The 13,405-nt window shown below is 64.6% G+C and carries 14 protein-coding genes; 7 read left to right on the top strand and 7 right to left on the bottom strand.

Annotated features, from left to right (window positions below; translation table 11 throughout):
- Nucleotides 1-61: 61 nt before the first annotated feature.
- Both HDG39_RS02730 and ada read right to left on the bottom strand, forming a co-directional pair.
- On the bottom strand, nt 62-982 hold the full coding sequence (locus HDG39_RS02730) for a DNA-3-methyladenine glycosylase family protein (RefSeq protein ID WP_184003007.1): 921 nt from the start codon (nt 980-982) through the stop codon (nt 62-64).
- The gene (ada, locus tag HDG39_RS02725; RefSeq protein WP_184003225.1) at nt 979-2,139 is read right to left on the bottom strand and encodes a bifunctional DNA-binding transcriptional regulator/O6-methylguanine-DNA methyltransferase Ada; all 1,161 of its coding nucleotides are present in this window, start codon (nt 2,137-2,139) and stop codon (nt 979-981) included. The genes HDG39_RS02730 and ada overlap by 4 nt, the downstream gene beginning before the upstream one ends.
- 489 nt (nt 2,140-2,628) lie before the next feature.
- Here ada and HDG39_RS02720 point away from each other — a divergent pair, with 489 nt between their 5' ends.
- Nucleotides 2,629-3,054, top strand: a complete 426-nt coding sequence (locus HDG39_RS02720) for a VOC family protein (protein WP_184003005.1) — start codon at nt 2,629-2,631, stop codon at nt 3,052-3,054.
- 44 nt (nt 3,055-3,098) lie between these two features.
- On the opposite strand, the gene HDG39_RS02715 is transcribed toward HDG39_RS02720, so the two are convergent.
- Both HDG39_RS02715 and HDG39_RS02710 read right to left on the bottom strand, forming a co-directional pair.
- Nucleotides 3,099-3,653: a YaeQ family protein gene (locus tag HDG39_RS02715; RefSeq protein WP_184003223.1), complete on the bottom strand. Its 555-nt coding sequence runs from the start codon at nt 3,651-3,653 to the stop codon at nt 3,099-3,101.
- Between the two features lie 142 nt (nt 3,654-3,795).
- Nucleotides 3,796-4,773, bottom strand: coding sequence for a LysR family transcriptional regulator (locus tag HDG39_RS02710; protein WP_184003003.1), 978 nt, complete (start codon nt 4,771-4,773; stop codon nt 3,796-3,798).
- Between the two features lie 173 nt (nt 4,774-4,946).
- Between HDG39_RS02710 and HDG39_RS02705 the strand changes: the two genes are divergently transcribed.
- The 5 genes from HDG39_RS02705 (at nt 4,947) to HDG39_RS02685 (ending at nt 10,553) form a co-directional block, all read left to right on the top strand.
- A complete protein-coding gene (locus HDG39_RS02705) occupies nt 4,947-6,404 on the top strand; it encodes an aldehyde dehydrogenase family protein (RefSeq protein ID WP_184003001.1) in 1,458 nt (485 codons plus the stop codon).
- A gap of 151 nt (nt 6,405-6,555) precedes the next feature.
- On the top strand, nt 6,556-7,560 hold the full coding sequence (locus HDG39_RS02700) for an arabinose ABC transporter substrate-binding protein (protein ID WP_184002998.1): 1,005 nt from the start codon (nt 6,556-6,558) through the stop codon (nt 7,558-7,560).
- Between the two features lie 91 nt (nt 7,561-7,651).
- Nucleotides 7,652-9,211, top strand: coding sequence for an L-arabinose ABC transporter ATP-binding protein AraG (gene araG, locus HDG39_RS02695; protein ID WP_184002996.1), 1,560 nt, complete (start codon nt 7,652-7,654; stop codon nt 9,209-9,211).
- Between the two features lie 74 nt (nt 9,212-9,285).
- Nucleotides 9,286-10,290, top strand: a complete 1,005-nt coding sequence (gene araH, locus HDG39_RS02690; RefSeq protein ID WP_184002994.1) for an L-arabinose ABC transporter permease AraH — start codon at nt 9,286-9,288, stop codon at nt 10,288-10,290.
- A gap of 53 nt (nt 10,291-10,343) precedes the next feature.
- Nucleotides 10,344-10,553 carry a hypothetical protein gene (locus tag HDG39_RS02685; RefSeq protein ID WP_184002992.1) on the top strand — a complete coding sequence of 70 codons (210 nt, stop codon included), beginning with the start codon at nt 10,344-10,346 and terminating at the stop codon, nt 10,551-10,553.
- On the opposite strand, the gene sap1 is transcribed toward HDG39_RS02685, so the two are convergent.
- Nucleotides 10,543-10,881 (bottom strand): surface attachment protein Sap1, encoded by a 339-nt coding sequence (gene sap1 / locus HDG39_RS02680; protein ID WP_018418921.1) that lies wholly within the window; start codon nt 10,879-10,881, stop codon nt 10,543-10,545. The genes HDG39_RS02685 and sap1 overlap by 11 nt on opposite strands.
- Before the next feature lie 620 nt (nt 10,882-11,501).
- Here sap1 and HDG39_RS02675 point away from each other — a divergent pair.
- On the top strand, nt 11,502-11,681 hold the full coding sequence (locus HDG39_RS02675) for a hypothetical protein (RefSeq protein ID WP_184002990.1): 180 nt from the start codon (nt 11,502-11,504) through the stop codon (nt 11,679-11,681).
- A gap of 204 nt (nt 11,682-11,885) precedes the next feature.
- Here the strand turns inward: HDG39_RS02675 and HDG39_RS02670 are convergent, their stop codons facing one another.
- Both HDG39_RS02670 and HDG39_RS02665 read right to left on the bottom strand, forming a co-directional pair.
- Nucleotides 11,886-12,311 carry an HIT family protein gene (locus tag HDG39_RS02670; protein ID WP_026225530.1) on the bottom strand — a complete coding sequence of 142 codons (426 nt, stop codon included), beginning with the start codon at nt 12,309-12,311 and terminating at the stop codon, nt 11,886-11,888.
- Nucleotides 12,312-12,413: 102 nt separating this feature from the next.
- On the bottom strand, nt 12,414-13,349 hold the full coding sequence (locus HDG39_RS02665; protein ID WP_184002988.1) for a GlxA family transcriptional regulator: 936 nt from the start codon (nt 13,347-13,349) through the stop codon (nt 12,414-12,416).
- Between the last annotated feature and the right edge of the window lie 56 nt (nt 13,350-13,405).

Here is a 13,405-nt window from a genome sequence, read left to right as displayed (position 1 = left end):
CGGGCATGTCGAGGTCGCGCTGAACTACGCCATCCCCATCAGCACGTCGCGACGAATCAGTTCATCCCCCGCGCGCCGCGCCCGCCCGATCCGCCACCTCGTTCCACAGATGCATCGCGGCATACGCGCGATACGGCCGCCACGCGTCGGTACGGCTGCGCTGTTGCGCGGGCCGTACGAGCGAAGGATCGCGCGCGCAGATCGATTGCATCAGCACGAGATCCGACTCGGGCCATGCATCGGGATCGCGCCATGCACGCATCGCGACGTATTCGACGGTCCATGGGCCGATGCCCGCGAGCGCGAGCAATGCGGCGCGCAGGCTCGCGGCGTCGACGGTGTCGCTGCTGTCGAGCGGCACGTCGCCGCTCGCGACCGCACGCGCGAAGCCCTGCAACGCGGCGACGCGTTTGCCCGGCATGCCGATCTGCGCGAGATCGACTTCGGCGAGCGCGGCCGGCGTCGGAAAACGCCACGCGGTGTTTTCGTGCGGATGCCCGTCGATGCGTTCGCCCGCTCTTTGCACGAGCCGTCCGATGATGGTCGTCGCGGCCTTCACGCTGACCTGCTGACCGACGATCGCGCGCACCACCAGTTCGAAGCCGGACCACGCGCCCGGCACGCGCAGGCCGGGCACCGCGGCGACGAGCGGCGCGAGCCACGGGTCCGCCGCGAGTCCGGCGGCGATCTTCATTGGATCGGCACGCAGATCGAACATTCTTGCGATTGGCGCGGCGAGTGCATCGGCGTGGCGGCTCGCCGGCCCTTCGATGCTCGCGACGATGCAGCGCTTGCGCGGATGCAGCCGCACGCTGAGTGTGCCGCCGTCGCCGTTCCAGTCGATCGCGCGACGATACGCGCCGTCCTCGACGGCTTCGACGCCAGGCGTCGCGCGGCCGCTGAAAAAGCGCAGCAGCCGCGGCCAGTCGAATGGTGCCTTGAACGGTAATTCGAGAGTTGCAACCTCGTTAAGCGTGCTCAAGCGGCGTGATCCAGTTGGGAGTTGTGGGAGTCGGCATCTGTGCGGCTTGCGTCGCGGCGGGGCGCGTCGCTGGCTGAAACGCCGCCTGTGTGCTGCGCCTCATTGTCGAGCAACGCGGCCTTGCGCGACAGCCCCCAGCGATAGCCGGCGAGCGCCCCGCCCTTCTGCACGACGCGATGGCAAGGAATCGCGAGCGCGACCGGGTTGGTCGCGCACGCGCTCGCGACGGCGCGTACCGCCCGCGGCGAGCCGACCGCCTCGGCGATCTGCGAATAGCTGCGTGTCTCGCCGTACGGGATCCGCCGCAGCGCCTCCCACACGCGCTGCTTGAATGCGGTCGACGCGATATCGAGCGGCAACTCGAAGTCCTGGCGCGTGCCGCGCAGATACGCGTCGATCTGCGCGATGAACGGCGCGAGCCGGCCGGCGTCTTCGCGCAGCTCGGCATTCGCGAACTCGCCCCGCAATTCGTCGATCAGCAGCGCGGTGTCGTCGCCGAAACCGATCTTGCAGATGCCCTTGTCAGTCGCGGCGACCAGCACGAAGCCGAGCGAGGTCGGCGCGCTCGCATAGCGCACCGTCAGGCCCGCGCCCTTGCGGCGATACGCGGACGGCGCCATGCCGAGTTCGGCCGGCGCGCTGTCGTACATTCGCGACGGCGAGCCGAAACCGGCGTCGAGCGTCGCGCGCGTGACGTCGGCGCCGCCCTGCAGCGCATCGCGCAACGCGGCGCCGCGCTGCGCGGCCTGGTACTGACGCGGCGAGACGCCGACCACGCGCTTGAACAGGCGCTGCAAATGGAACGGGCTCACGTGCACGGCGTCGCTCAGTTGCGCGAGCGTGAGGCGCTGCTGCGGATCGGCGTCGAGCGCGGCGCACGCTCTGGCGACGATGTCGAGCTCGCGCGGCAGACCACCGGGCTGGCAGCGCTTGCAATCCCGAAAGCCCGCGGCGCGCGCGGCGGCGGCATCGGTGAAGAAGGCGACGTTTTCGCGGCGCGGCTGGCGCGACGCGCACGACGGCCGGCAGAACACGCCGGTCGTCCTGACCGCGTAGAAGAATGCGCCGTCGGCATCGCGGTCGCGGTGGATGACGGCGTCCCAGCGTTCGTCGTCGGTGCGCCACTGGGTGGCGTCGACGTCGGCGGCGGTGCGCATGAGGGCGGAACGGCGAGTGGAGGCGTTCATGATGTCCTGGGGCCCAGACGGGCAGGCAGTGTCGATGCTCATCAATTTAGGCCCGATCGCTACACAGTACGCGCCGGTTCTTGCTCTGTCATTCGGACGCGCTTGTCGTTACCCATGGTGGGGTCGAACCCGGCAAACCACAATCCGAAGCGCCTTTGAATGCCATGCGGCCGGACGTTTTGCCTCAAAGTGCGGCAATTTCGCACGATATCGGGTTTTCCCTTAAAAAGTTATTGCGTCGCACCAAGCCGATGTGTATATTAGTACCTGTCTCCTCCATGTCTCCTCCTGATATGGATTCAGCCCGCTCCACTTGAGCGGGCTTTTTTTTTGCCTGCGTTTTTTGTCCGCGCCGGGTCCGCATCCGGTCCGGTTCGCCCACGACTTCCCGCCGATCCACCCCCTCTCTTTCTCCTACACTTCCTAATCGGTTCTCCGAACTAGCGGGAGGCGTTCGACATGAAAATCCACATTCGCGAGATCGACCACGTCGTGATCCGGGCGACGCACGTCGAAACCCTCGCGCGCTTTTACTGCGACGTACTCGGTTGCAGCGTTGAAAAGGAGCAGCGCGAACTCGGCCTCACGCAACTGCGCGCGGGCCGATCGCTGATCGATCTGCTGCAGGTCGGCGCGAAGCTCGATCGCCCGGAAAACGGCGCGGCGGGCACGGGACGCAACATGGACCACTTGTGTCTGCGCGTCGAGTCGTTCGACGCCGACGCGCTGAAGGCGCATCTGAGCGCGCATGGTGCGCGGCTCGGCGAACAGGGAGTGCGTTATGGCGCGGACGGATTCGGGCCGTCGCTGTATCTGTTCGACCCGGAGGGCAATATGGTCGAACTGAAGGGGGCGCCGGAAGCGGCGCGGGTCACGTCGCTCTGAATGCGAGAACGAAGCGGCGCAAAGACCGGTTCAGACCGGAGCCATCACGCATCGGCTTGCGCCTTCAGTACGGACCAGTCGATCTTCACCGCATCGGCTTCGGCGCTGCCGAGCCATGCTTCGCCGTCCTGCACCGTGCATTGCAGCCGCATCGTGCGCTCGGCAAGCGAGCCGAGCGATGCAGCGACGTCTTCGCCGAGCGTCCAGACCGTCACGTTGCGCAGACGCTCGACCTTGTTGCGCACGCCCTGCCACCAGATTTCCGAAGTACGCCCGCCATACGCGATCACGATCACGTGATTCGCCCGCCCGCTCGCCTTGGCGATGCGGCGCTCATCGGGCTGGCCGACCTCGATCCACATGTCGATCGCGCCGGTCAGATCCTTCGCCCACAGATCCGGTTCGTCGACATCCGACAAACCTTTGCAGAACTCCAGCCGTTCCTGCGCGAACAGCGCGAACGCGGCGACGCGGACCATCATCCGTTCGTCGGTTTCGGAGGGGTGACGGGCGATCGTCAGCGAATGGTCGGCGTAATAGTGCCGGTCCATGTCAGCGATCTGCAGTTCCGCCTTGTATATCGTCGATTTGAGAGCCATGCCGTTGCTAAACCAGGCGCTGGCTCCACCGGAGCGCAGCGAAAATGAATCGTCGACGGCGCGTTGCCGTTTCTTGTGTTTGCTGTACATCGTACGTTCCTCCCGCGCCGTCAGCCGGTGCCGATGACACAGAAGGAAGCATTTACCGGGCCACCGCGGGTTCCGTGGCCGTGCCGTACACGTCGCGAGCCGCATCTCGCAGCGCCTCGAGCACGACGGCGGCCGCCGGCGACAACAGATGCGACTGGCGCGTGATGATACCGAATGTATCCATCCTGCAAGGCAAATCGATCGGGACGCGCTTCAATACCCCGTACTGTTGGTACTGACGCGCCACTTCATCGGGCAATACCGCCAACATGTCGCTTTGCAGCAGCAGGCTCGAAATCGCGAGAAAGTTGTTGGTATTGACGACGTTCTGCGGCGGATTCAGGCCGATCTGCGAAAACATCAGATCGAAGCGATGGCGCAGCACGCTGCCCGGCGGATGCAGCACCCAGCTCGCGTTGACGATGCCGCGCAGCGTCAATCCCGTTTCATTTTCGAGCGGATGGCCGGGACGCGCGACCACGCACAGCGGTTCGTCGGCGAGCGGTTCGTAGCGCACGTCGGTCTTGAACTGGTTCTGCCGTTCGAGCACGCGGCCGATCATGATGTCGAGATCGCCTTCGGCGAGCCGCGGCAGCATCACGTCGGAGGTCTCGACCTCGGTCCAGATCTGCAACTGCGGATAACGCTCCTTCACGCTCGCGATCGCGCGCGGCACCATCGTCGCGGCGGCCGCGGCGATCACGCCGATACGCACCTGACCCGCGAGCCCCGAGCGCAGCGCCGAGATTTCGTCGTGCGCCTGGCTCAGGTTCGACAGCACCATGCGCGCGTGGCGGATCATCACCTCGCCGTACAGCGTCGCGTGCATGCCGTGCGGCGTGCGGTCGAACAGGCTCACGCCGAGCATGTCCTCGAGCTCTTTCAACAGGCGCGACGCGGCCGGCTGCGTCATGCCGAGCACGTCGGCCGCGCGGCGCACGTTGCCCTCCTCCTCCATCGCGGCAAGCAGCAGCAACTGGCGCGTCTTTAGCCGCGCGCGCACGAACCAGTTCGAATAGCTACGCGTCATCGCAGGGTCTCCTGGGGTTTTACGAGCGATGTTTGTATGTTCTTCCTCTGAAGTTCCCATGATGCCATACCGAAACTGATATCGGAGAAGCCTAAAAAGGGATTGGAAAGTTATTGGCACCGCTCATACCATTCGTGGACTTTTGTGAACTTCCGGTGCGCCTTTTTCCGCCGATGAACCGCGATCCGCTCGTCCCCCTCGTTGCCAGCCCGTTTCGCCATTACATCAATGGCGGATGGGAGACCGGCGCGACCGCGGGCGTGTCGCTCAATCCGTCGGATCTCGACGAGCCGGTCGGCGAATACGTGCGCGCGGACGTGCGGCAGACCGACAGCGCGATCGAGGCCGCGCACGCGGCGTTTCGCGACTGGTCGCTCGCCTCCGCGCAGCGCCGCGCCGACGCGCTCGACGCGATCGGCAGCGAAATGCTCGCGCGCCGCGAGGAACTGGCCCGGTTGCTGGCGCGTGAAGTCGGCAAGGTATTGCCCGAGGCGCTCGCCGAAGCGACACGCGCGGGCCAACTGTTCAAGCTGTTCGCGGCCGAGGCGCTGCGCGCGTTCGTCGAGCCGCTCGCGTCGGCGCGTGCCGGCGTCGAAATCGACGTGACGCGCGAGCCGCTCGGAGTGGTCGGCATCATCGCGCCGTGGAGCGCGCCGCTCGCGATCGCTGCGGCGAAGATCGGCGCCGCGCTCGCGCACGGCAACTGCGTCGTCTACAAGCCGGCCGAATCGGCGCCGGCTTGCGCGGCGGCGCTCGCGTCGATCGTCAGTCGCGCGGGCTTGCCGGCCGGCGTGTTCAACCTCGTGATGGGCAGCGGACGCAAGGTCGGCGCGCGCATCGTCGCACATCCGCTCGTCGCCGCGATCAGCTTCACCGGTTCGTCCGATACCGGCACGCGCGTGCTGCAGGCCGCCGCGACGCGCCAGGCGCGCGTGCGGCTCGAGATGGGTGGCAAGAATTCGTTCGTCGTGCTGGCCGACGCCGATCTCGACGGCGCGCTCGACGCGGCGCTCACCGGTGCCTTCAGCGCGACCGGCCAGCGCAGCACGGCGGCCGCGCGGCTGATCGTCGAACGTGCGGTGTTCGCGCCGTTCGTCGACGCGTTGCAGGCGAAGCTCGCGAAACTCACCGTCGATCACGCGTTGAAGCACGGCACCGATATCGGCCCGGTGGCGAACGCCGCGCAGCTCGAACGCAACCTCGACTACGTGCGCGTCGGCGAGCAGGAAGGCGCGCAGTTGCTGCGCGGCGGGCGGCGACTGGAGCGCGCGACGCGCGGCTATTTTTTCGAGCCGGCGCTGTTTATCGGCGAATCGGAGCATCGCATCGCTCGTGAAGAGATTTTCGGGCCGCTCGCGGTCGTGCTGCGCGCGGACGATTACGAACACGCGCTACATCTCGCGAACGACACCGCCTACGGACTGTGCGCCGGCATCTGCACGCGCTCGCTCGAACGCGCGCGGCATTTTCGCCGCCACGTGCAGAGCGGTCTCGTCACGATCAATCTGCCGACCACGGCCGTCGAGCATCATGGACCCGGCGGCGGGCGCAAGGCGTCGGCCTATGGCGCGAGCGATGCCGCGTTCTGGACCGCCGCGAAAACGGCGTACCTCGCGAGCTACAGGCAATGAGCCGCGCCACCGTTTTCACCGCGACTTGCGCGAACCGCCCGGCGTGCCGCGCGCAGATCCGCCCCGATTCGCGCGACGGCTGACGCCGCCCGCGTTACCCCGCTGCGACTACACGACATCAATGCAGCTTTTAACCCTCAGGAGACAGTAGATGACCAGCAAGCTTCGCCGTTTGACCCTGACCGCGATGGCCGCCGCCGCCCTCGCCGCCCCGTTCGCCGCACAACTGTCCGCCCACGCGGATGAGCCGCTCAAAGTCGGCTTCCTCGTGAAGATGCCCGAACAGGCGTGGTTCATCAACGAACAGAAAGCCGCGACCGCGCTCGGTAAGAAGGACGGATTCTCGGTGGTGAACATCGGCACGCCCGACGGCGAAAAGGTGCTGGCCGCGATCGACAACCTCGGTGCGCAAGGCGCGAAGGGCTTCGTGATCTGCGCGCCCGACGTGCGTCTCGGACCGGCGATTCAGGCCCGCGCGAAGCGCTACAACATGAAGTTCGTGACCGTCGACGACCAACTGGTCGATTCGACCGGCAAGCCGCTTGCGAACGTGCCGCACCTCGGCATGTCGGCCTTCAAGATCGGCAACCAGGCGGGCCAGGCGATCGCCGACGAAATGAAGCGCCGCGGCTGGAAGCCTGAGGAAGTCGGCGCGCTGCGTATCACGGACTATGAGCTGCCGACCGCGAAGCTGCGCACCGACGGCGCGACGCAGTCGCTGCTCGCCGGCGGCTTCAAGAAGGAAAACGTCTTCGACGCGCCGCAGAAAACCACCGACGACGAAGGCGGCTTCAACGCGGTGTCGCCGGTGCTCGCGCAGCATCCGAACATCAAGAAGTGGGTGATCTTCGCGCTCAACGAGGAAAGCGTGCTTGGCGGCGTGCGCGCGACCGAACAGCTGCATATTCCGGCCGCGGACGTGATCGGCGTCGGCATCAACGGCGCGGGCGAGGCGTTCGCCGAGTTCCAGAAGAAGGAACCGACGGGCTTCTACGGCACGATCGCGGTCAGCTCGACGAACCACGGCAAGGAAAGCACCGAGAACCTTATCGAGTGGATCAAGGACGGCAAGCAGCCGCCCGCCGACACGCAAACCACCGGCAAGCTGATGGTGCGCGGCAACTGGCAGGACGTGCGCAAGGAACTGGGTATTTAAGCGAGTTCTCGCAGCAGACGGCGGGCCGCCTCGTGCCTCGCGTTTAGCGCGAGCGCGGCCCGCTCAGGTTTCATCCGTTCGAGGTTTATCGATGACGTCCTTATTCACCGGGTCTCAGGCCAGCGAGGCGGCGCTCGCGCCCTCGCCTGCATCGACGCCCGCATCCGACGCCCCCTATCTCCGGCTCGACGGCATCACCGTGCGCTTTCCGGGCGTGCTCGCGCTCGACCAGGTCTCGCTCGAAGTGCGCCGCGGCGAGGTGCACGGCCTGATGGGCGAAAACGGCGCCGGCAAATCGACGCTGCTGAAGGTGCTGTCCGGCGTCAATCATCCTGTCTCGGGCACGTTGTCGCTCGACGGCGTCGAGCAGCAGTTCGCGACGACCAAGGCGGCGATCGCCGCGGGCATCGCGATCATCTATCAGGAACTGCATCTGGTGCCGGAGCTGACCGTCGCCGAGAATCTGATGCTCGGCGCCCTGCCGAATCGCTTCGGCGTACTGGACGAAAAGGCTTTGGTCGCGCGTGCGATGCGCGAGCTCGAACGGCTCGGTGAAAAGCTCGATCCGTCGCAGCAGGTCAAGCATCTGTCGATCGGTCAGCGGCAGATGATCGAAATCGGCAAGGCGCTGATGCGCGACGCGCGCGTGATCGCGTTCGACGAACCGACCAGCTCGCTGTCGTCGCGCGAAACCACGCAACTGTTCCGCATCATCCGCGCGCTGAAGGCCGAAGGCCGCGCGATCGTCTACGTCACGCACCGGATGGATGAAGTCTACGAACTGTGCGATCGCGTCACCGTGTTTCGCGACGGCCGCCGCATCGACACTTTCGAGGCCGGCGCGGGACTCGATCGCGATCGGCTGATCAGCTGCATGGTGGGCCGCTCGATCACCGATGTGTACGGCTATCGCGCGCGCGAGCACGGCGACGTGCAGCTTCAGGTCGACGGCCTGATGGGACCGGGCCTGCGCGAACCGGCATCGTTTTCGGCGCGCAAGGGCGAGATCGTCGGCTTCTTCGGGCTCGTCGGCGCGGGCCGCTCCGAATTGATGAAGCTGATCTACGGCGCGGTCAAGCCGAGCGCCGGCGAGGTCGCGCTGAAGGGCAAGCGCGTGCAGTTCGCCACGCCGCGCGACGCGGTGCGCGCCGGTGTCGCGCTGTGTCCCGAGGATCGTAAGCAGGAAGGCATCGTGTCGATCGCGTCGGTGTCGGACAACCTGAACATCAGCTGCCGCCGCCACTTCAGCCGCTTCAACGTGCTCAACGGCCGCAAGGAAGCGCAGACCACGCGTGAGTTCATCGGCAAGCTCGCGATCAAGACGCGCAACGGCGACACGCCGATCGGCACGCTGTCCGGCGGCAATCAGCAGAAGGTGATCCTGTCGCGCTGGCTCGCCGAAGAGATCGACGTGTTCCTGATGGACGAGCCGACGCGCGGCATCGACGTCGGGGCGCGTAGCGAGATCTATGGACTGCTGTATGGGCTCGCCGAGGCAGGCCGCACGGTCATCGTGGTGTCGAGCGATCTCGCCGAGGTGATCGGCGTGACCGATCGCGTGATCGTGATGAAGGAAGGCCGCATTGTCGGCGATCTGCCGAAGGCGCAGGCCACGCCGGATGCGCTGATCAAGCTGGCATTGCCGCGCTGATCGCACAGCGGATCGCGCCACCAGACCTCTTACCGAATACCGCAACGAAAACGGCATTGAATGGAACAGACATCATGAATACACCTTCCACCGATTCCTCGACCCCCGCCGTCGCCTCCGTGGGCTTGACCGCGCGCGCCGCGCGCACCTGGGACCTGATCAACAAATCCGGCATCGTGATGGTGTTCGTCATCCTGTTCGCGGTGCTGTCGTTCACGGTCCCAGACTTTCTGAGCACGCGCAATATCCAGGGCCTGCTGCTGTCGGTCACGCTGATCGGCTCGATCTCCGTCACGATGATGTTCGTGCTCGCGCTCGGCGAGGTGGACCTGTCGGTGGCGTCGATCGTCGCGTTTTCGGGCGTGGTGGCTTCCGTGCTAATCACCGCGACGCACAGCGTGTTAGTCGGCATCACGGCCGGCGTGCTCGCGGGCGGCGCGGTCGGGCTCGTCAACGGCACGCTGGTGGCACGCTACAAGATCAACTCGCTGATCGTCACGCTCGCGATGATGGAGGTCGTGCGCGGCCTCGCGTACATCACGTCGAACGGCGACGCGGTGATGATCTCCGAAGAGCGCTTCTTCGACCTCGGCGGCGGCTCGTTCCTCGGCATTTCTTATCCGATCTGGAGCAACATCGTCGGCTTCGTTCTGTTCGGCTTCCTGCTGAAAAAGACCGTGTTCGGCAAGAACGTGCTGGCCGTCGGCGGCAATAGCGAAGCGGCTGTGCTCGCGGGGCTGCCCGTCACGCGGATCAAGATCACCGTGTTCGTGCTGCAAGGCCTCGTGACCGGCTTCGCGGGCGTGATGCTCGCATCGCGCATGAGCCTCGGCGATCCGAAGACGTCGGTCGGGCTCGAGCTCGGCGTGATTTCCGCGTGCGTGCTCGGTGGTGTATCGCTGACGGGCGGTGTCGCGACGATCTCCGGCGTGCTGGTCGGCGTGCTGATCATGGGCTCCGTGCAGGACGCCATGAGCCTGCTGAACGTGCCGACCTTCTATCAGTATCTGATTCGCGGCGGCATCCTGCTGCTCGCGGTTCTCTTCGACCAGTTCCGCCGCAGCAAGCGCGTGCACTGACGCGCCGTTGCTCGTGGCCGGTTTCCTGCGCTTTGCGAGAAGGCGTACTGCCGATGCGGGTCGATAAAACCCGCATCGGCTTTTTTATTGCAGGTAAAGCCTGGCAAGTATCAAAAGCAATAAAAAACGGCTTGGCATCGGAATGCCCAAGCCGTCTCTTTCAGCTCACGCGTTCACGCCTGCGGCTTTTAAAGCCGCAGCGGATACGCATGCGACCGTATTCCGGCTTTTGCCGGAATACCGGTGTTGTACTTATTGCTTGATGAATCGGTCGTTCGCCCAGAGCCCCTCGGTATCGCTATTGGCTGAATTCACGAACTCGACGTCGTGGCCGACCACGCGCACCACGCGGAAACTCGAGTCGGTCGGAGTCGACACGCATTGATATCCGGAGAAGAATTCCTGCATCTGCTGCTGTTCACCGGCTTGCGCGTGGTGATCGGCGGCATCGAGCTTGTCCTTCGATACGCAGCCATAGGCATTGGCCTTGAACTGGATCGTTTGCTGCGGCTTGATCACGACGTCTTGCGCCTGAACGCTAGCGGCAGCCAAACCCGCGATGGCGAAAACAACGGCAATTCGAGTTTTCATTCGTTCCTCCGGGCGGGCCGAAAAAAATCTCGGTTAGCTATGTATTTAACTTTAACGGTGGACCCGCATCTCGCACTCTAGGAGAACCGATGAGAACGACAAGCACATCTTGTGTGCGGTCGCAACAGTGGCGAATTGTCGCACCTGCTGTCGAAGCTGATTAAAGCTTGAGCACGCGCCTGATCGAATGGCAATGAAACGAATAACTAAAAAGCCGCTCCTTGCACGGCTTTAGCTGGTAAAGCTTTGCGCGCGCATTCACGTAAACACGTAGCGTCAATTAAGAAATTTAATACAATTTAATCAATGATTTGTGCATCGCACACAAAGTCAATCGGCAGGCAAAAACTGCGATGCGCAATAACGCGGCAAGTGCAGAAAATAAACAGTGCCAGCCGCCTATCACGAGTTTCGGTGAAACGCTTGCAACGCGCCATTGCCGAAAACGCACGAAAAAAGCCGCGCGGCGCAAAGTCACATGGACAGGCGAGGGGGGCGCGATCGCAGTGCGATGTACCCTTCGCGTGCCGCCTGAATCCAGGTCGATCTTCGTCGAGCCGACATGCGGGTACAGGCGGTGCTCTACAATAAAAACGAATCTCCTGCACCCGGAGGCTATCGTGAACGAGCACGTAATACTCGGGATCTTTCTGGTCGTTCCGCTGCTGATCGTCATGTTTCTTTTTTCCGACGAACTGTGGCAGGAGCATCGAGACCTGCACGACGGACGGCCCTTGCCCGCGCGTCCCCGACGCATCGACTGGCGGCATCCGCTACGCCGTTTGCGCAAGCGGCTCTGAGATTGCGAAGCGGGTCCCCAAAGAAAAAAAGCCTGCCACAGGGGCAGGCTGAAAAAAGAGATCCACACTCAATGCCTTGAACACAAGGCCATTGCAGTCTAGTCGCGACGCGCCGATCGGTGGTTTCAACGGCTTTTACAGTTGTTACCGGGCGTGACCGTAATGCGGGGCGCGACGTTGCGTCGGCAGCCCTCGCGTCGCGCGTCAATGGGCGCGCCAGTGCGCGCGAATCCGCTTGGCGAGCGCTTCGAGCGTGTCCGGATCGGCGACCTCGCGCGCATGCAGTTTCAGCGGTTGGCCTTCCCAGCGCGGAATCACGTGGAAATGGACGTGCGGCACTGTCTGTCCCGCCGCCGCGCCGTTGAACTGGCCGATGAACACGCCGTCAGGACGCAGTGCCGCGCGCACCGCGATCGCAAGCCTTTGAGCCATGCGCGTCGACGCGACGAGCGCCGCATCCGACAGATCGAAAATTTCCGCGACCGCTTCCTTCGGCACGACGAGCAGATGGCCGTCGGCTTGCGGCATCAAGTCCATGAAAGCCAGCGCCTGGTCGTTTTCGGCCACCTTGATGCACGGTAGTTCGCCGCGCAAGATTTTGGCGAACGGGTTGCTGTCGTTGTAGCTCATCGCGTTTCCTTTCATTTGGGCTGGGTTCGATTTACGGGTCGAGCGGGATACTGTTTTTTGCGTAGCTTCGCACCGCGGGTTTCCTATTCTCTCCCCGAACGCTTACGCCACGCGTGCGGCACGCCGGATCGCTTGAGGCGGCTGGCCGAACGCGCGCAAAAACGCGCGCCGCATCCGCTCGGGGTCGATGAAGCCAGTGTCGGCTGCGACGGTTTCGATCGAATGACGGCCGGTTTCGAGCATTGTGCGAGCCGCTTCGACACGTAGCGCTTCGATCGCGCGGGCCGGCGACTGGCGCGTCTCGTCGCGAAACGCGCGGCTGAACTGGCGCGGGCTTAGATGCGCGACGTCGGCGAGCTGCTCGACGGTCAGCGGCTCGCGCAGATGGCTCTTCGCATACGACAGCGCGTTCTGGATCCGATCGGATTTCGGCTCGAGATCGAGCATCGCGGAGTACTGCGATTGCCCGCCGGTGCGCCGGTGATAGACCACGAGCTTCTTCGCGATCGCGCGCGAACCCGCGACGCCGAGGTCGTTCTCGACGAGCGCGAGGCACAGATCGATACACGCGGTCATGCCGGCCGACGTCCACACCGAGCCGTCGACGATGAAGATGCGGTCCTCGTCGACCCGCGCGCGCGGAAAGCGCCGTTGCAAATCGCGCGCATGCGCCCAGTGCGTAGTCGCGTGGCGGCCGTCGAGGATGCCCGCTTCGGCGAGCACGAACGCGCCGGTGCAGATGCTCGCGGTGCGGCGCGAGGCCGCGAGGGCGTCGTTCAGAAACGCGAGCAGCCCCGGCGACGACGGGGCGATCTCCATCGCGCCGGTGACGATCACCGTGTCGTAGGCGGGATCGCCGAACGGCCGCGTCGCGACCTCGACGCCCGCCGAGCTGCGCACCATGCCGCCGTGCTCGGAGATCACCGCGATGTCGTACTCGGGCTCGTCGGTGTCCTGATTGGCGAGTTCGAAAATCGATACCGCGACCATGTCGAGGATCTGAAAGCCCGGAAAGACCACCACGCCGATGCGTTTCATTTGCGATGTCCTTAAACGAGGGAAATATGACATTTGAGACAAAACGGTACGCGCCT

It is taken from the genome of Paraburkholderia lebeckiae (assembly GCF_014201005.1).
Classification (GTDB): Bacteria; Pseudomonadota; Gammaproteobacteria; order Burkholderiales; family Burkholderiaceae; genus Paraburkholderia; species Paraburkholderia tuberum.
This window is presented reverse-complemented; position numbering and strand designations above follow the sequence as displayed.